Origin of the sequence: Sphingomonas sp. SRS2 (assembly GCF_000971055.1) — a bacterium.
GTDB lineage: Bacteria > Pseudomonadota > Alphaproteobacteria > Sphingomonadales > Sphingomonadaceae > Rhizorhabdus.
Genome location: NZ_LARW01000077.1, coordinates 22,398 through 39,974, shown reverse-complemented (window position 1 = coordinate 39,974; position 17,577 = coordinate 22,398). Strand labels below are relative to the sequence as shown.

Genomic DNA, 17,577 nt, shown 5'->3' with positions numbered 1-17,577 from the left:
CATGGGCCAGACCACGGCGCAGCGCTTGTCGATCTTCCCGCTGGCCGGCGCATTGCTGTTTCCGCGCGCCCAACTGCCGTTGCACATCTTCGAGCCGCGCTATCGTGCGCTGGTCGAGGATGCGCTCGCGCGCGACCGGCGGATATCGATGATCCAGCCGCGCGGCGAGGGTGAGCCGCCGCCCTTGTTCGACGTCGGCTGCATCGGCCATATCCGCGAGGTCGAGCGGCTCGACGACGGCCGTTTCAACATCGTCCTCGACGGCATCAATCGCTTCCGCGTGCTACGTGAACTGGTGGTGACGACGCCCTTCCGCCAGATCGAAGCCGACATCTCCGACTTCGCCGATGCCGAGGCGCCTGATGCGCTGCCCAGCGTCGTCCGCGCCGAGATCGAGCGCGAGGCGCGGCGCTTCGCCGACAGCCGCGGCGTAGCGGTTGACTGGACCGGGGTGAGCCGCCTCGACGACGAGACGCTGGTCAACGCCATCGCGTCGATCGCGCCCTTCGACGCGGCGGCGAAGCAGGCGCTGCTTGAAGCGGTGACGCTGATGGAACGCGCCGACCTGCTCGCCCAATTCCTCGGCTTCTTTCGCCGCGGCGACGACGAACCCGCGACGCTTCAATGAGCCTCGATCCGGAATTGCTCGCGATACTCGTCTGCCCGGTGACCCGCACGCCGCTGCGTTATGACGAAGCGGCGGGGGAATTGGTGTCCGAGGCAGCGGGTCTGGCGTTCCAGGTGCGCGACGGCGTGCCGGTGATGCTGGTCGAAGAGGCGCGGCGGCTGACCACCTGATCGTCGTGCCAGGGCAAATCGCGATGACGGATGTGCCTAGATCGCCTGCCCTTGCAGTAGCCGGGGCAGTTTCCCCGTCTCGCCGCGTGCTTCGGCCATGAAGCGCCCCTTCAGCGGCCCGAGCCGCTGCACCGCGCCAAGCCCGAAGCGGCGGATCGCGCGCGCGGGACGGCCGGGAATGCCGAACAGGCGGGTCAGCCCGTCGGTGGAGGCTGCGACCATGAAGCTGTCGAGGCTGCGCCAGCGCTGATAGCGCGCGAGCAGTTGCGCATCGCCGGGATCGAGGCCGAGGCGCATCCCCTCGACCAGCACTTCGGTGAGTGCGGCGACGTCGCGATAGCCGAGATTGACCCCCTGCCCCGCGATCGGGTGGATGCCGTGCGCGGCGTCGCCGACCAGCGCAAGGCGGGTATCGGTGATCCGCGCGGCATGGTGAAAGCCGAGCGGATAGGATGAGCGCGGCGAGAGGAGACGCACCGCGCCCAGCATCCCGCCCATGCGCTTCTCGGCCTCGGCCTGATAGGCGCGGTCGGGCAGGGCCAGCATCGCAGGGCCATGTTTCTTGTCGACCGTCCAGACCAGCGCCGAGCGGTGCTCGCCTTCCGCTCCATCGATCAGCGGCAGGATCGCGAAGGGGCCGGTCGGATAGAAAATCTCATAGGCGACGCCGCCATGCGGCTTTTCGTGCGCGATCGAGGCGATCATCGCGACATGATCGTAACTCCAGCGCGCGACGGTGATCCCCGCCGCCTCGCGGGTCGGCGACTGACGGCCCTCCGCGCCGATCAGCAGCGATCCGGCGACGGTACGGCCATCGTCGAGCGTCACCCGCACGCCATCGAGGTCGCGCTCGACGTCGACCGGGCGCGCGGGGCGCAGCAGGGTTAGCCCTTCGGCGGCCCGCGCGGTCTCGTCCAGCGCGCGGCGCAGATCGCGATTCTCGAACATATGACCAAGCGCGCCGTCCTCGGCGGAGGGCTCGAACATCAGGCTTTCGGGGCTCAGCCCGTCCTGCACCCTGATCGTCGCGATCGGGCAGCCCTTGCCCGCCAGCCGCTCGCCGACGCCGATCGCCTCGAGCATCCGCCATGGCGCGCTGGCGACCGCCGAGGCGCGGCCATCGAAGCCGGCCGCGAGCATCTTGTCGGGATCGGCGGGATCGATCACGACCGTGCTGATGTGATGCCGGGCGAGCGCGATGCCGAGCGTGAGCCCGACCAATCCGCCGCCGAGAATGATGACGTCGTGCCGATCCATGGGCTTCTCTTAGGCGTGCGAGCCGGCTTGCGGTAGCCCGATTCGTCCGTCGCTTGACCGCGACTCCCCGCTGTGGGATTCTGGAACGAAGCGGGAATCTCAAGGCATATCGATATGGCAAGTCGCAGCATCGTCATCGGCGGGCAGGACGCGCAGCCAGGCGGCTGGCGCGGGGCCATGGCCGGACTCGGCCGGCGCGCCGGATCGATCCTCGCCGCGCTCGCCCTGATCGGCGCGACGATTGCGCTCGGCTTCGTCCTTGCCAGCTATCATGTCACCGATCCCGCGCTGAACACCGCCGCGGGCGGGCCGCCACAGAATATCTTTGGGCCGCCGGGCGCATGGATAGCCGATATAGCGCTCAGCCTGTTCGGCCCGGGCATCGCGATCATGCTGCCGCTCGGTCTGGTCTGGGGCCTGCGGCTGTGGCGCGGCCACCCCGTGGGCCGCTGGGGCCGCTCATCCGCGGTCGCGTTGTTCGCGGTGCTGCTGATCGGGATCGGCCTCGCTCTGTTCCGGGGCGGATCGGTCGCGGGGCTGCCCGCGGGCTTCGGCGGCAGCCTCGGCCTTGGCGGGGCGGCGCTGATCACGATCGGGCTCGACCAGCTAGCCGATCCCATGCTCGCCAACGGCATTCGCCTCGGTTCGGCGGCGCTGCTCGCGATCGTCGGGCTCTCCTTCTGGGTCTGGGGCCTCGGCCTGCTCGCCGACGAGCGCGACTGGCTGCTGCGGCGGGGCGCCTATGCGCGACAGCCCGCCGAGCCGTTCGACATCGACGATGATATCGACGAGACCGACATCGACACGATCGATCGCGTCCCCGTGCCCCCCCGGCCACCGCGCCACGCGCCGATCGAGGAGGGCGCAGCTCAGGCGCCGCCGCCCGTCATCGCCGACCGCAAGAAGGCCGCCGCTCCGTCCCCCAAGGTCGCCGCGCGCGAACGGCAGAGCAGCCTCGCGCTGGGTGACACCTATAAGCTGCCCAGCATCTCGCTGCTCGCCCCGCCCGCGCCTACCGGCAACAAGGTGATCGACAAGGCCGCGCTGGAACGCAACGCCCGCCTGCTCGAAACCGTGCTCGACGATTTCAACGTCAAGGGCCGCATCGTCGAGATCCGCCCCGGCCCGGTCGTCACCATGTACGAGCTGGAACCCAATGCCGGAATCAAGGCGAGCCGGGTGATCGCGCTGGCCGACGATATCGCGCGCAATATGTCCGCCATGTCGGCGCGCATCGCGGTGATCCCGGGGCGCACCGTGATCGGCATCGAGCTCCCCAACGCCAAGCGCGAATCGGTGTCGCTGTCCGAACTGATCGCGAGCGACGCCTTCGAGGATATCGCCGGTCTCGGCCTCGTCCTCGGCAAGAATATCGGCGGCGATCCGGTGATCGCCGATCTCGCCCCGATGCCCCACCTTCTCGTCGCGGGCACCACCGGATCGGGCAAGTCGGTCGGTCTCAACTCGATGATCCTGTCGCTGCTCTACCGGCTGACGCCTGACCAGTGCCGGATGATCATGATCGATCCCAAGATGCTCGAATTGAGCATCTATGACGACATTCCGCATCTTCTCTCCCCAGTCGTCACCGATCCGCCCAAGGCGGTCCGCGCGCTCAAATGGGCGGTCGAGCAGATGGAAGACCGCTACCGGATGATGTCCTCGGTCGGCGTGCGCGGCCTCGCCAGCTTCAACGAGAAGGTGCGCGCCGCCAAGACGAAGGGCCAGCCGCTCGGCCGCCGCGTCCAGACCGGCTATGACGCAGATACCGGCCAGCCGATCTATGAGGAGGAGAAGCTCGAATTTGAGCCGCTGCCGCAGATCGTGGTGATCGTCGACGAGCTCGCCGACTTGATGATGACCGCCGGCAAGGAGGTCGAATTCCTGATCCAGCGGCTTGCGCAAAAGGCGCGCGCGGCGGGCATTCACCTGATCATGGCGACGCAGCGGCCCTCGGTCGACGTCATCACCGGCGTGATCAAGGCGAACCTGCCGACCCGGATCAGCTTCCAGGTCACGAGCAAGATCGACAGCCGCACCATCCTCGGCGAGCAGGGCGCCGAACAGCTGCTGGGCAAGGGCGACATGCTCTACATGCCCGGCGGCAAGCAGATCATCCGCGTCCACGGCCCGTTCGTGTCGGACGACGAAGTTCGCGCGGTCGCCGACCATTGGCGCGGCCAGGGTACGCCCGATTACATCAACGCCGTCACCGAGGAGCCCGAGGATGGCGGCTTCGCGATGGAGGGCGGCCCGTCCGGTCCCGACGATCCCGAGACCCAGACCTATCGCCGTGCGATTCAGCTGGTGGTCGAGAACCGCAAGGCATCGACCAGCTGGCTCCAGCGGCAATTGCGGGTCGGCTATAATTCGGCGGCGCGGCTGATCGAGCGGCTGGAAAAGGACGGGATCGTCTCGGCCCCCGATCATGTTGGCCGCCGCGAGGTCATGATCGACGTGGCCGATCTCGGGCGTTTCCTGAGCTAGAGGTCTCCGCTGAAATCTAACGGTCGTCGCTGCCGATTACGGTAAAGGGCGCCCAGGCAGCCGGGTGGGCCCAGGTCGCCTGCCAGCCGGGTAGCGCGCTGCCGTCCGGCCGCCGCCCGGTGCGCACGACGATCGTCGCGCGTTGCAGCGCCGCCGCCCGGCTCAGCCCCGTTTGCCGCGCGGCGAGCGTCTCGACGGTCAGCGCGGCTGTCGGATCGTCGGCGACCCGCCAGCGGCTCGCGAGCAGCGCCCCGGCCCCCGCATAGAGGAAGGCCCGGCCAAGGCTCGACAGGCTGTCCGCCCCCGGCGTGCCGTCGGCCGAGGCCGTGTTGCAGGCCGACAGGATCACCCAGTCCGCCGACAGCCGCATACCGGCCACCTCCGACGCGGCGAGTAGCCCGTCATCCTCACGCGAGACCTGCGCAGGCGGGGTGAAGGCCAGACCCGGCTCGCGCAGGCCGCCGATCTCGCCCGGCAATATGCCGTGGGTGGCAAAGGCGATGATGCGTGCACCCGCCAGGGCCGGATCGCTGCGCACCGAGGTCTCGGTCGCCGCGGGGCCGAGGTGGAGCCGTCCGGCCGGCGCGCGCAGGGTCGCCGCCATGGCCTTCAGCTCGATCTCGGTACCCGGCAGTGGGCTAAGCTCACGCAACGCCGACGCATCCGCAAGGCCGATTCCGGCGCGGTCGACCGGCTGGGGAATTCTGAGAAAATCGTCGAGCTTGCGCTCGCTGCTCGCCGCGCCGAGGAACAGCGGCGCGCCATAGCCGACGAATGCCTCCTCCCGATCTGTCGCCTGCGCCACGCTTCCCGCCTTTGCGCGCAGCACCGAAACGGCCGGCAGCACCGTGATCGCATAGCGGTCGCCGAACCAGGAGCCTTCGGACGACGCTGTCGGCAACAGGCTCAGTGGCAATTCGGCAAGAGCGCCACTGGTCACGACGAACAGCGCGCTCGCTCGCTTCAACGCCGGTTCGACCGGGGCGATAAGGTCCCGGTAGAGCGTGTAGCCCAGCGCGCGATCGAAGGCGGGCCATTCGGCCGAGCGGTCGCCGCAGCTTTTGGGATCGACCTGGCAGCGCAGCTCCCGCACCGCTGTCGCGGCTCCCGCCGCGCCGCCCGCCTGCCGCGACCAGGCGATCGACTTCGGCCCGACCGCGAAGCTGTAGAGATCGCCGCCCGCCGGAAGGATCATTAAAAGGCCGGCATCGCCCCCCAGTCGGGCCTGCGCATCGCGCAGCGAAAGGCCGGCCGTTCCGATCAAGCGACTATAGTCGGGGAAAGCCGTGGCAAGCGCCCGATCGGCGGCCACCAGATCTTTGGCGGTGGCATCGAGCCTGGCGCGGGTGGCGGCGATCCTGTCGATATCGCCGCGCAGCAATTGGCGCAGCAAAAGCGCATCGAGTTCGACGGCGCGATCGGACAGCGCCTGCTGGCGGCGGACAAGATCACCGAGCGGCCCTTCGCCCGCAGCGGTGCGCGCGGCGGTGCGCGCCATGCTGCGCGCCGCCGCCGAAACCGACAGATCCTGCGCGGCGAGGAACGCCTCGGCACGCAACATGGCGGCCTCTTTGGGCGCGACGGCGGCATGCGCCCAATTCGCGCCGATCAAGACCGCGAATGCGCCGGAAAGCGGGTCGAACCGGCTCGCGTCGCTGGCTGCGCCACCACCCGCCTGCTGCGCGGCATCGCCATTTCGGCTCTCACCGATCCCGCCCAACCGGCGACGGCGGACGATCTCGGCAGCCTCGCGCGCCGCCTTTACCGCATCGCCGGTGCGGCCAAGCGCAAGGAACAGTTCGGCCTGACCGGTCAGCGCTTCGGCCAGCGCGGGATGATCCGGCCCGAAGGCCGCGCGCCGCGCCGTCACCGCCTGATCATAGAGCGGCAGCGCGCGGTCGAACCGCCGCAGCATGACGAGATTGTGGCCCAGCCGGAGCTGCGCAGTCGCGATATCGGGATGGCCCGCGCGCAGGGCGGCGGTGCGGATCGCCAACGCCTCGGCGAACAACGGCTCAGCCTCGCCGGCCTTGCCCTGCCGCTCGAGATTGACCGCGACATTGGACAGCCCGATCGCGGTGATGGGATGACGATCGCCATAGACCCCGCGCCAGATGCCGAGCGCCTGGCGGTAGAGCGGCCCGGCCGCCGCATAGTCTCCCTGCCGGTTAAGATTGTGCGCAGCATTATTGTAGCTGGTCGCGACGGTGAGCCCGTCCGGATCGATCGCGCGGCGGATTTTCAATGCGCGCGCATAGGCCGGTGCGGCATCGGCATAGCGGCCCTGTCCGTCGAGGTTGAAGCCGAGATTATTGTAGCTGGTCGCAACCGCAGGGTCGTTCGGGCCCAACTCGGCGATGCGCACGGCGAGCGCCTGGCGGTAGAGCGGCTCGGCTTCGAGCGGGCGGCCAAGAGCGTCGAGATTGGCGGCGACATTGCTTTCGATCAGCGCAAGGTCGAGATCCTCGGGATCCCAGTTCAGCGCGATTGTCAGTGCTCTCGCATAAAGGTCGCGTGCCTCGGTGAAGCGCCCCTGCCGGCCTAGCGCATAGGCGAGATTATTATAGGCGAGCGCCGCCGGGCGTTTCGCCTCCGCCTTCGTCAGCGCGCGAGCGAGTGCGGCGCGGTAAAGTGCTTCGGCTTCGTCATAGCCGCCTAGCACCTGGAGATTGGCGGCCAGGTTCGACGCCGCCTGCTCGGCCAGTTCGTGATCCGGCCCGAGGCTGGCGGTAAAGATGGCAAGCGACCGGCGATACAGCGGAGTCGCCTCGGCGGGCTTGCCCTGCTCGACCAGCCAGCCGGCGATCAGCGACAGCGTGCCGCCGACTTCGGGGTGATCCGCGCCCTTGGCCGCTTCCTCGATCGCCAGCGCCTCACGCCCGAGCGCGACGGCATCGCCCCAGCGCCGCGCGGCGGTGGCCGACTGGATTTCGGCTTCGATCCGGGCGAGGCGGTCATCGGATCCGGCGGCATGCGTCGGACTGGCGCTAACAATCAGGCACGCCAGGAACCAACCGATTACGTCGCCCCGGCGGAGGCCGGGACCCCTACGAGCAGCATCGCAACATTGTCCCGAGAGCGTGGCGGCCCCGGCCTCCGCCGGGGCGACGATCAATCGGCTCATCCGCCGAACGGCAGTTTGAAGCCCAGCGGATTGGCCTGTTGCTGTTGGGCCGCCTGCGGCATCGCCGCCTTGCACCGCTCGGTGATATAGTCGCGGCCTTTCACGCTCATGCACGCCGTATAGATCGATTGAGCGCTGGCCATGTCGCCCGCCACGATGCCACGCTTGATCTCGATGCTCTTGAAATGGTCGGGATCGCGGAAGCGCGCCTTGCCTTCGGAGATCAGCCTGTCGCCGTCCTTCAAGTCGCCCGCGCCCAGTTCCATTTCGGTATAGGTTTCGTAGAGTTGGAGATTCTGCACCGGGCTGCCGCGTCCCGCATCGAAGAAGCCCGCCGCCATCGGGATATTGCCCTGGTCGCGCGCCGCCAGTCCCGCCACATAGTTGACGAATACCGGTGCGGCGCGGCCGCCCGCGCCGATCGCGCGCAGCTGCGCGGTTGCTCCGGCATAATCCTGCGCGAAATAGCTGCTCCGCGCCCTGAGATAGGCGTTGCGGGTGGCGATAGTACGGCCATAGTCGGCTTTGCTTTTTATCCTGCCGACCAGCGCGCCGGTATCGATCGGCGGGTCGGCGGTCGGATAGCCCGCCTGGAAATAGGCGGCGAGGCCCTTGCGGCGCTCCTCGGGCGGCAGATGGGTGTCGCCGCCCAGCGATTTGGTGATGTTGCCCATATTGTTGAGCAACGCGCCGCCCGCGGTCTTGAGCAGGCCCGAGCCGAAGCCCTGCATTCCCGCGCCGCCGGTGAAGCTCGCGGCGGTGACGCTGCTGGTGGCGAAGCCCTTCATCGACTCGGCGAAGCTCGCCTGAACGGCATTGGCGGCGACCTTGCGCTTGTCGCGCGAGGCTTTTTCGGTCTCGAACGCCTTCTGCAGCCGCGCGAAGACATTGGCATAGCTATCAATCGTGACGTTGCTGCGCACCAGCAGGTCGATCGCGAGTGCGTCGGCCTGATTCTCCTGGTCCCGATTCCACGATGGCGCGAAGATATCGTCGACCGCGAAGCGCAGCGCCTCGGCAATCGGCGCAGACCTGCGCGCGCCGGCGTCCATGCCGCTCTGCGCGCTGGTCAGCATGTTCGCGCCGCCGCCGCTCTTCTTCATCGCGTTGAACGCGCTGCCCGCCTGCCAGGCGAACGACACCGCCTGGGTCGCGCCCTTCGCGCCAGCGATCGTCTCGGCCTTCGTGAAATGGCCGAGCAGGAGATGGGCATATTCATGCGCGAGGACGAACAGCACCTCGGAGTCCGATTGCGCCGCTTCGAGCAGCCCCATCGACACGATGATGGTGTTGTCGGGCAATGCCTGCGCCTGATAGGCCTCGTCGGCGCGGAACAGGATGCGCGGCGTTCGCTCCAGCGGCGCATAGGGCCAGGCCCTGGCGAAGGATTCAAGCACCGGCCGCAATTCGAGTTCGAGCGCCGGCACCGCCATCAGGTCCATCCGCGCCGAGCGTGTGTTCATCACCTGCCCCGACAGGCCCATCGCCCCGGCGGCATCGCCCGCCCCGGTGCGCATCTTGTGGTTGTTGACGCACAGGTCTCCGGGATCGAGCGTCGAAATATAGGGCGCCTTCTCGATCGAGAATTTCCCGCGCGCCTTCTTGTCGATCTTCCTGGCCGCCACGAGCGCACCGGCCGCAGGCGCCGGGCAACCGGTCAACGCGACATAGGGCGCATCGGGAAGCATCGCGATCGCGGGTTCGGCGGGCGCGGCAATCCTCGCCGGGGTCGCCGCCCGTTTCTTCTTCGGTGCGGCGTCAAGCATCGGAGCAGCACCGAGTGCGACCGTCATCGCGGCCAGGATAACACTGTATCGCATGTCAAAAAGCCTCCTGTTTGCCCCCCAGTTGGCCCAATTTGCGGCGCTATTTGCCCCCGCCGCAGCCGAGCCCCAGCGACTGCTGAAGCCCATCTTCCTCCATCTTCGCGAAACTCATCGCGTTGGCGTTGCAGGTAATCGCGGCGAGATCGCCGACATAATCGACCGTCGACAGCCGCAGCCAGGCGAGCTTGCCGTCAAGCTGGACCCCGACGAAGCCGGTCTTGGCGCGGATAACGCGCGCGCCCGGCGATCCCGCCGCCGGCATCGAGGCGACCGGCACGTCGCGCAGCTTTGCGCCCGCATCGTCATAGACCGGCAGCGGATCGCGCTTATAGGCCTGAATCGACGGCGCATCGGCGGCCTGGACCGCCACGGGCGTCGCCGCTGCTGCGGCAAGCGCAACCATAATGACAAGACGCGACATCCGAGCGCTCATACGTCATTCCCCTGTTTGGGCCCTGCTTCCTCTACGGAGCGAAGCGCGGCCCGGTTGCCCTCAAAGCAAGACGATCTCATCCAGACGCTACCTTAGGGGCAATCGGCATCCGAAACTGTTACGCGCGTCACAGTCGGATTTTTCCCTGCCTTCCCGATTCATAGCATGAATCTGCGCCGGCGCCGCGCGATTCCTGCGCCATGGGGGTCGGAACCAATACCCGTCTCGGCGCTTGGTTGGCACGAGGAGACGAATCATGGGTAGCGAACCACTGGAACTGCACGCCGACGCCATCCAGCAGGGCAGCGTCGAGCGGGCGCTGGTATCGGGCGAGGATATCCAGCTTCGCGTGCAGGCGATGATCGATGCCGACGCCCGGCTGCGCGATTGCGACAAGAAGGTCTTCGCGCCGATGCCCAAGCCGACCGCGAGCGAGAGCCCGACCGGGTGCAACTGGACGATGCATTATCTCGGACAGTTTCCGGGGTGCGAACCGGTCATCGACGAGATCGTCGAGCTGATCCAGCACGAGGTGAATATAGCGGGGCCGACGAGGTTGTGACTCGATAATCGGTCATGCCAGTGCAGGCCCGACTTAGTGGGCCGTAAGCTTCAACCCGGCGATGCAGGCGACGATCGCGAAGATCAGGACGATGCGGATTGGCGTCGACGGTTCCTGGAACCAGATCATGCCGACGATCACCGTTCCAATCGCACCGATTCCGCCCCATACCGCATAAGCGGTGCCCATCGCGATCGACCGGCTGGCTACTTCGAGCAGCGCCATCGACAGGCCGACCGAAACCAGGAAACCGAGCGTCCAGGGCAGATTGCGGAAGCCGTCGACGAAGCGAAGGCAGGTGGTGAAGCCCACCTCGCATAACCCGCCGATGATCAACCATATCCACGCCATGCGACCGCCATAGCGCCGCCGGCCATGCGCGGCTAGGCTAAGCCATGACATCATCCCGGCCCGGCCTCGGTCATCGGATCGCACCGCCCCGCTTCATCGCATTCATCGCCATCGCCCTGATCGGCTTCGGCGCGGCGCTCGGCCCTGCAGGCTGGACCAGCGCCGTCCTGATCGGCTTCGATGCCGGCGCGATAGTCTTCCTGCTGTCCTGCATCGCGCTGCTGGATCATCCGACCGACGCGATCCGCGCGTCGGCGGCGCGCAACGACGCCAATCGCGCCACCCTGCTCGGCATCACCGGCATCGTCTGCGCGGTGATCCTCGTCGCCATCGCGATCGAGCTATCCCAGCGCGCGGCGCTGCATTGGCCGCAGATCGCGCTGATCATCGCGACGCTGCTCATCGCCTGGCTGTTCAGCAACATGGTCTATGCGCTGCATTATGCGCATCTCTTCTACGGCCCTGATGGCGGCGGGATTGAGTTCCCGGGCGATGGAGGGCCCGATTATTGGGACTTCATCTATTTCGCTTTCACCCTGGGAATGACCTTCCAGACATCGGATGTCGAAGTCCCAAGCCGGGCGATCCGGCGGGTGGTGATATTCCACTGCTTCGCCGCCTTCGTCTTCAATATCGGCGTGCTGGCCTTTACGATCAACGTGCTGGGAAGTTGAACCTTCCCGGTAGAACCGGCATCACTCTTCCTGCAGCGCCTTCAACGCCTGACCATCGAGCCGCCACGGCTCCCAGCCTTCCATATGCCGCGCGCCGATCCGCCGGTAGAAACCCTTGGCGAGGTCGTTCCAGTCGAGCACGCCCCAGTCGATCCGGGCCCCGTCATGCGCCTTCGCCTCGTCGGCCAGCGCCTTGAACAGCGCGCGGGCGACCCCGCCGCCGCGCACATCGGGGTCCACGAACAGATCTTCGAGATAGATGCCGTGCCGGCCGGTCCAGGTGGAAAAGTTGAAGAACCACACCGATATGCCGACGACCTTGCCATCCATTTCGGCGACATGCGCGAACACCTTCGGGGCATCGCCGAACAGCAGCGCCGCGAGACCCGCGGGGGTCGCCTTCACCGCCTCGGGCTCGCGCTCATAGCTGGCGAGCGCGTGGATCAGCCGGAGGATGTCATGCTCGTCGCCCGGCCGGGCGCGGCGGATCGTCACATTCATGGAATTATGTCCCGTTCTAGATCGGGCGGGCGCGCAGCCCACCAGCAGCCCGCGACGATCAGCGCCGCCCCGGCCAGCGTGGCGAAGCCGATCGCTTCGCTGAAGAAGAGCCATCCCCACAGGCTGGCCCAGATGAAGGCGGTGAACTCGACCGGCGCGAGATAGCTCGCCTCGGCGCGGGCATAGGCCCAGCCGAGCAATACCAGCGAGAGGGTGGCAAGCACCGCCGAGAAGACGATCATCGGTACATGTTCGAGCGACGGCAGTTCGGCGAACCACGGCATGACCAGCGCGAAGCAGACCGCGAAGACGAGGCTCTGGAAGAAGGCGACCTCATAGGGATCGGCCAGCAGCGCCTGCCGTCGCATGAGAATGATGTTATAGGCATAGGCGACCGCAGACAGCAGCACCGCGATCGCGCCCCAAAAGGCGTCCGGGCCCATCTTCGCGGAAGCCTGTCCCCCCAGAATCACCAGCACGCCCGCGAACGCCAGGAGCGAGCCGAGCAATGCGCCGCGCTGCATCCGCTCCTTGAGCAACAGGACCGCGAGCCCCTGCGCGATCAATGGCGCGATGAAGGTCAGCGCGATAGCCTGTGCCATCGGGGTGCGCTCCAGCCCCCAGAAGAACAGAAAGGCCATCACCGCCGACACCGCGCCGCGTTCGATATGCAACTTCATCGCCGGGCGTGACGGCCAGGCCGTCCGTCGCCACAGCCAGGGCGCGCCGCTCACCGCGATCCCGGCAAAGCTGCGCCACAGCAGTGCGTTATAGGCGCCGATCGCAAGGCTGAGCGCCTTGATCACAGCATCCATCGAGGCGAACAGCGCAATACCGAGACAGGCGACCGCGAAGGCGACCACGACGGGGGGCTTCACTCCGCCGCTTGCGCCTGGGCGGCTTCAGCGGCTTCAATTTCGGCTGCCTTGGCCTCGACCAGCTTGACGATGTGCTCGACCATGTCGGCGTCCTGCACCGTATGATCGGTGACGCCGGACAGATAGACCATATGCTTGCCCGCGCCGCCGCCGGTCAGGCCGATATCGGTCTCGCGCGCTTCGCCGGGGCCGTTGACGACGCAGCCGAGCACCGAAAGCGACAGCGGCACGCGGATATGCTGCAGCCGTTCCTCCAGTGTCTGGACGGTGCGGATCACGTCGAAGCCCTGGCGCGCGCAACTCGGGCAGGAAACTACCCGGACGCCGCGGTTGCGGATGCCGAGCGCCTTGAGCATCTCGAAGCCGACCCGGATCTCCTCCTCGGGCTCTGCCGACAGCGAGACGCGGATCGTGTCGCCGATCCCGGCCCATAGCAGATTGCCCATGCCGATCGACGATTTGACCGTTCCCCCGATCAACCCGCCCGCCTCGGTGATGCCCAGATGCAGCGGGCAATCGACCGCCTCGGCCAGTTGCATATAAGCCGACACCGCGAGGAAGATGTCGGATGCCTTCACCGCGACCTTATATTCGTGGAAATCGGCGTCCTGAAGCAGCTTGATATGGTCGAGCGCGCTTTCGACCAGCGCTTCGGGACAAGGCTCGCCATATTTTTCGAGCAGGTCTTTTTCCAGGCTGCCGCCATTGACGCCGATCCGGATCGAGCAGCCATTGGCCTTGGCGGCGCGGACGACTTCGGCGACGCGCGCCTCGGACCCGATATTGCCCGGGTTGATCCGCAGGCAGGCCGCCCCGGCATCGGCGGCTTCCAGCGCGCGCTTATAGTGGAAATGGATGTCGGCGACGATCGGCACCTTGGCGGCGCGGACGATCTGCTTCAGCGCGGCGGTCGACGCCTCATCGGGGCACGAAACGCGGATGATATCCGCCCCCGCCTCTTCGCAGCGGCGGATCTGATCGATCGTAGCGCGGACGTCGTCGGTCGGTGTGTTGGTCATCGTCTGGACCGTGACGGGCGCACCGCCGCCGACGGCGACGTTGCCGACCATGATCTGACGGGATTGGCGGCGCTGGATGTCGCGCCACGGACGAATGGACATTTATGTAAGCTCTTTGAAAAGTGTCGGGACCCGTATAGGCCTTCCCGGCGTCGATATGAAGACGCTCCCCCATTTCAGGTACATCATGGCTAAAACCCGCCAGATCACATCGCATTGGACCGGCCCGACCGAGGGCTGGACGCTCGTCATTCATGGCGGCGCTGGGCAGCTGAAACGCGAGCAGGTCGGCGCGGAGGGCGACGCCCATGCCCGCGCCGCGATCGCCGCCGCGCTCGATGCCGGCGCATCGATACTCGCGGGCCACGGCAGCGCGCTCGACGCCGTCGAGGCCGCGGTGCGCGTGCTGGAGGACGATCCGCATTTCAACGCCGGCCGCGGATCGGTGTTCAGCGCCGAGGGCATCAACGAGCTCGACGCCGCGATCATGGAAGGCACGACGCGCGAAGCAGGCGCGGTCAGCGCCGTGACCAAGGCCAGGCACCCCGTCGCCCTCGCCCGCGCGGTGATGGAGCAGAGTCCGCACGTCATGCTGACCGCGGCGGGCGCGGACCGCTTCGGCGCCGAACATGGACTTGAGCAGGCCGCCCCGGCCTGGTTCCACACCGACGAACGCTGGCGGCAATATGAAGAGCTGCGCGCGGGCGGCACGTTCGACGCCGACCTGAAATATGGCACAGTCGGCGCGGTCGCGCGCGACACGCAGGGTCGGCTCGCCGCCGCGACCTCGACCGGCGGGCTCACCGGCAAGCGCTGGAACCGGATCGGCGATTCGCCGGTGATCGGCGCGGGCACCTGGGCCGACGACCGGGGGGCCGCTACCTCCTGCACCGGATCGGGCGAGCATTTCATCCGTGTCGGCGCCGCGCATGAGCTGTCGGCGCGGGTGCGGCTGGCCGGCGCGGCGCTGGGCGAAGCGGGCGACGGCGTGATCGGGGAGATCGGCGCGATCGGCGGGGTCGGTGGACTGATCAGCGTCGACCATGAGGGGCGTGGCGGCTGGAGCTTCAACAGCGGCGGCATGTATCGCGGCATGGCGCGCGCCGACCAGCCTCAGGTCGTGGCGATCTACGGAGACGAATGATGCTGCGCTGGTTGCTTGCCCTCGCGGCCCTCGCCGGGCTCTCCAGTCCCGCCTCGGCCTGGTGGGAATATGGCCATGAGACGATCGCGACGATCGCCATGGCTTCGGTGAAGCCCGATACGAAGCGGGCGATTGCGCGGCTGCTGGCCCGGTCCGACCTGCTCGATACCCCGGTCTGCCCGGCGCGGACGATCGAACAGGCGTCGGTCTGGGCCGACTGCATCAAGACCAAGCCGTACCGCGACCGCTACAGCCATGCCTATAACTGGCACTATCAGAATGTGGACATATGCAAGCCGTTCGACATCAAATCGAACTGCCCGGACGGCAATTGCGTGTCGCGCCAGATCGAGCGGATGGCGCGGCTGCTCAAGGATCGCAGCGAGCCGATGCGCGTCCGCGTGGAGGCGCTCGCCTTTCTTGCCCACTTCGTCGGCGATCTCCACCAACCGCTCCACGCCGGCGACCGCCACGATCGCGGCGGCAACGACATGAAGGCCGATTACGGCTTCCGCCCGAACAGCAATATCCACAGCATCTGGGACGGCCTGCTCGCCGATCGGGCGATCTCGACCCCGCCGGACGGGCCGGCGGGCCTGCTGTCCGGGATTCCCGCCGCCGATCGCGCGGGCATGGCGGACGGATCGGTCGAGGACTGGAGCCGCGAGAACTGGCAGGCTGCGCATACCGCCTATGAGGCGCTGACCGGCGACGCCTGCGGCCCCAGGCCCGCGACGCGCCCGGTGCTGACCAACGAGAAGATCGTCGAGCTCGTACCGGTGCTGCGCCTGCAGGTGCAGCGCGGCGGGCTGCGCCTGGCGAGACTGCTCGACGAGGCTTTGGGCTGATCTAGCCCTTGCATCATGCCAGCGAAGGCTGGCATCTCCGGCGGTAAGCGCACCGCTACTCTCATGAGATGCCAGCCTGCGCTGGCATGATGAGTAGGACAGAATTGAATGCGCTATTTCCTCGATACCGAGTTCAACGGCTTCGGCGGCGAATTGATGAGCGTCGCCCTCGTGCCCGAGGATGGCGACCAGGACTATTATGTCGTGATCCCGATCGACGGGCCCTATCATCCCTGGGTCGAGAAGCATGTGGTGCCCTATCTCGAGAGCGTCCCGCCGATGCTCTATAACCGGCTAGACCGGGTCGCGGCGGCGCATGACATCGCCGCCTATCTCGCCAACGATCCGGAGGTGACGGTCATCGCAGACTGGCCCGAGGATATCGCCCTGTTCTGTCGCCTGCTGCTGATCGGCGAGACCGAGATCGTCGACATTCGCCATATGCGCTTCGAATTCCGCCGCACGCCCGGCTTCTCGACCGCGCGTAACAGCAAGGTGCCGCACAACGCGCTCCACGATGCGCGGGCGCTGCGCGATCATCTTATCGCACTGGACTGATGCGATGACGGTGCCGATCATCGCGGCGGTCACGGGCCGCAGCTTCGAGGCGACGATCGCACTGGCGATGCAGGCGGTCGTGGAAACCGGTGGTCCGGTGCTGATGCTGTTCGCCGACATCGCGGTTCAGGTCGATCCCGGCGACGACGCCAGGACGATCGCCCGCAATTACGACGATATGGCGGGTATCGTCTTCGCCCGGCTCGGCGCGCGGCCGCTGCTGACCGAACGCGCGCCGCAGCGCGGCGACATCATCGAGACGCTGGTCGACGATCATTCGACCCGGACGATGAAGGGTGTGGCCGGGATCGTCACCGACGTCGAAGCCGGTCTCGATGATGCAGTCCACAAGATCGTCGTGCGCTATGCCAAGCGGACCGTCGATTATGTACCCGAAGACTTCAAGGATCTGCGGTTCGTGCGGTGATGTTGACCTTCCTGTCCGTTTACGGAGGGGATCGAGAGGTGGGCCTTTACAAACCAGGCAAAAAGAAAGGCCGAGGGCACCGAGCCCCCGGCCTTTCTTGCCCACCTCTAAGCCCCTCCCGCAAGCGGGAGGGGAATGAGATCGGAGTTCAGTTCGGCACAACCGTGACGGCGCGGCGGTTCTGGGCCCAGCTGGCCTCATCCGAACCGGTCGCGACCGGGCGTTCCTTGCCATAGCTGATCACCGACAGGCGCGAGGCCGAGATGCCGGCGTTGACCAGGAAGTTCTTCGCGGCGTTGGCGCGGCGATCACCGAGCGCGAGATTATACTCGCGGGTGCCGCGTTCGTCGGCATGGCCTTCGATCGTCACAGCGACGTTCGGAAATTTGTTCAGCCACGCCGCCTGCTTCGTCAGGATACCCTGGCTCTCGCCATCAATATCATAGAGATCGGTGCCGAAATGGATCGTGTCGGTACCAGCCTGCTCAAGGAAGTCGGCGCGTGAGCCGGGGACCGTGGTGGTGGTCGGCGCAGGCGCCGGTGGCTCATAGGCCGGGGCGGGCGCCGTGGCGGCAGGCGCCGGCGGCAGTTCCTCGACCTTTTTCTTGCTACAGGCCGCGACGCTCAGCGCCAGTGCGGACACCAGAGCGATTCTCATCGTCAGATGCGCCATAATGATTCTCCTTCTTC

Annotated in this window: 18 protein-coding genes; 9 read left to right on the top strand and 9 right to left on the bottom strand. The window is 67.1% G+C overall.

The window, feature by feature from the left end; translation table 11 throughout:
- The first annotated feature begins 1 nt into the window (after nt 1).
- A complete protein-coding gene (locus WP12_RS09280; RefSeq protein WP_046193432.1) occupies nt 2–628 on the top strand; it encodes an LON peptidase substrate-binding domain-containing protein in 627 nt (208 codons plus the stop codon).
- Nucleotides 625–798: a Trm112 family protein gene (locus WP12_RS24045; protein ID WP_084691060.1), complete on the top strand. Its 174-nt coding sequence runs from the start codon at nt 625–627 to the stop codon at nt 796–798. Before WP12_RS09280 ends, WP12_RS24045 begins: the two co-directional genes overlap by 4 nt.
- A gap of 36 nt (nt 799–834) precedes the next feature.
- On the opposite strand, the gene WP12_RS09275 is transcribed toward WP12_RS24045, so the two are convergent.
- Nucleotides 835–2,055, bottom strand: coding sequence for a UbiH/UbiF/VisC/COQ6 family ubiquinone biosynthesis hydroxylase (locus WP12_RS09275; protein ID WP_046193431.1), 1,221 nt, complete (start codon nt 2,053–2,055; stop codon nt 835–837).
- A 114-nt stretch (nt 2,056–2,169) separates the two neighbouring features.
- Here WP12_RS09275 and WP12_RS09270 point away from each other — a divergent pair, with 114 nt between their 5' ends.
- Nucleotides 2,170–4,542, top strand: coding sequence for an FtsK/SpoIIIE family DNA translocase (locus WP12_RS09270; protein WP_046193430.1), 2,373 nt, complete (start codon nt 2,170–2,172; stop codon nt 4,540–4,542).
- A gap of 16 nt (nt 4,543–4,558) precedes the next feature.
- On the opposite strand, the gene WP12_RS09265 is transcribed toward WP12_RS09270, so the two are convergent.
- Genes WP12_RS09265 through WP12_RS09255 form a run of 3 tightly spaced genes read right to left on the bottom strand, consistent with a single transcriptional unit; the run spans nt 4,559 to nt 9,913 of the window.
- The gene (locus WP12_RS09265) at nt 4,559–7,666 is read right to left on the bottom strand and encodes a CHAT domain-containing tetratricopeptide repeat protein (protein WP_084691059.1); all 3,108 of its coding nucleotides are present in this window, start codon (nt 7,664–7,666) and stop codon (nt 4,559–4,561) included.
- The gene (locus tag WP12_RS09260) at nt 7,663–9,486 is read right to left on the bottom strand and encodes a M48 family metalloprotease (protein WP_046193429.1); all 1,824 of its coding nucleotides are present in this window, start codon (nt 9,484–9,486) and stop codon (nt 7,663–7,665) included. Before WP12_RS09260 ends, WP12_RS09265 begins: the two co-directional genes overlap by 4 nt.
- Before the next feature lie 46 nt (nt 9,487–9,532).
- The gene (locus tag WP12_RS09255; RefSeq protein WP_200894482.1) at nt 9,533–9,913 is read right to left on the bottom strand and encodes a hypothetical protein; all 381 of its coding nucleotides are present in this window, start codon (nt 9,911–9,913) and stop codon (nt 9,533–9,535) included.
- Between the two features lie 268 nt (nt 9,914–10,181).
- Here WP12_RS09255 and WP12_RS09250 point away from each other — a divergent pair, with 268 nt between their 5' ends.
- On the top strand, nt 10,182–10,487 hold the full coding sequence (locus tag WP12_RS09250) for a hypothetical protein (RefSeq protein ID WP_046193427.1): 306 nt from the start codon (nt 10,182–10,184) through the stop codon (nt 10,485–10,487).
- 33 nt (nt 10,488–10,520) lie between these two features.
- On the opposite strand, the gene WP12_RS09245 is transcribed toward WP12_RS09250, so the two are convergent.
- Nucleotides 10,521–10,889, bottom strand: a complete 369-nt coding sequence (locus WP12_RS09245; protein ID WP_235399076.1) for a DMT family transporter — start codon at nt 10,887–10,889, stop codon at nt 10,521–10,523.
- On the opposite strand from WP12_RS09245, the gene WP12_RS09240 reads away from it, so the two are divergent.
- On the top strand, nt 10,883–11,512 hold the full coding sequence (locus WP12_RS09240; RefSeq protein WP_046193426.1) for a DUF1345 domain-containing protein: 630 nt from the start codon (nt 10,883–10,885) through the stop codon (nt 11,510–11,512). The genes WP12_RS09245 and WP12_RS09240 overlap by 7 nt on opposite strands.
- 21 nt (nt 11,513–11,533) lie before the next feature.
- Here WP12_RS09240 and WP12_RS09235 read toward each other — a convergent pair whose 3' ends face one another.
- From WP12_RS09235 to ispG, 3 genes are read right to left on the bottom strand one after another with little or no spacing between them, the layout of a single operon-like run.
- Entirely contained in the window at nt 11,534–12,013 is a 480-nt protein-coding gene (locus WP12_RS09235) for a GNAT family N-acetyltransferase (RefSeq protein ID WP_046193425.1), read from the bottom strand.
- Entirely contained in the window at nt 12,010–12,891 is an 882-nt protein-coding gene (locus WP12_RS09230) for a DMT family transporter (RefSeq protein ID WP_046193424.1), read from the bottom strand. Before WP12_RS09230 ends, WP12_RS09235 begins: the two co-directional genes overlap by 4 nt.
- Nucleotides 12,888–14,012 carry a flavodoxin-dependent (E)-4-hydroxy-3-methylbut-2-enyl-diphosphate synthase gene (gene ispG / locus WP12_RS09225; RefSeq protein WP_046193423.1) on the bottom strand — a complete coding sequence of 375 codons (1,125 nt, stop codon included), beginning with the start codon at nt 14,010–14,012 and terminating at the stop codon, nt 12,888–12,890. Before ispG ends, WP12_RS09230 begins: the two co-directional genes overlap by 4 nt.
- A gap of 85 nt (nt 14,013–14,097) precedes the next feature.
- Between ispG and WP12_RS09220 the strand changes: the two genes are divergently transcribed.
- The 4 genes from WP12_RS09220 to WP12_RS09205 all read left to right on the top strand — a co-directional run bounded on the left by WP12_RS09220 (nt 14,098) and on the right by WP12_RS09205 (nt 16,887).
- A complete protein-coding gene (locus tag WP12_RS09220) occupies nt 14,098–15,054 on the top strand; it encodes an isoaspartyl peptidase/L-asparaginase family protein (RefSeq protein ID WP_046193422.1) in 957 nt (318 codons plus the stop codon).
- Nucleotides 15,054–15,902, top strand: coding sequence for a S1/P1 nuclease (locus WP12_RS09215; protein ID WP_046193514.1), 849 nt, complete (start codon nt 15,054–15,056; stop codon nt 15,900–15,902). Before WP12_RS09220 ends, WP12_RS09215 begins: the two co-directional genes overlap by 1 nt.
- Before the next feature lie 108 nt (nt 15,903–16,010).
- Nucleotides 16,011–16,460: a 3'-5' exoribonuclease gene (locus WP12_RS09210; RefSeq protein ID WP_046193421.1), complete on the top strand. Its 450-nt coding sequence runs from the start codon at nt 16,011–16,013 to the stop codon at nt 16,458–16,460.
- Between the two features lie 4 nt (nt 16,461–16,464).
- Complete coding sequence (locus WP12_RS09205; protein ID WP_046193420.1) at nt 16,465–16,887, top strand: hypothetical protein; 423 nt, start codon at nt 16,465–16,467, stop codon at nt 16,885–16,887.
- 148 nt (nt 16,888–17,035) lie between these two features.
- Here the strand turns inward: WP12_RS09205 and pal are convergent, their stop codons facing one another.
- Nucleotides 17,036–17,560, bottom strand: coding sequence for a peptidoglycan-associated lipoprotein Pal (gene pal / locus WP12_RS09200; RefSeq protein WP_046193419.1), 525 nt, complete (start codon nt 17,558–17,560; stop codon nt 17,036–17,038).
- Nucleotides 17,561–17,577: the final 17 nt, after the last annotated feature.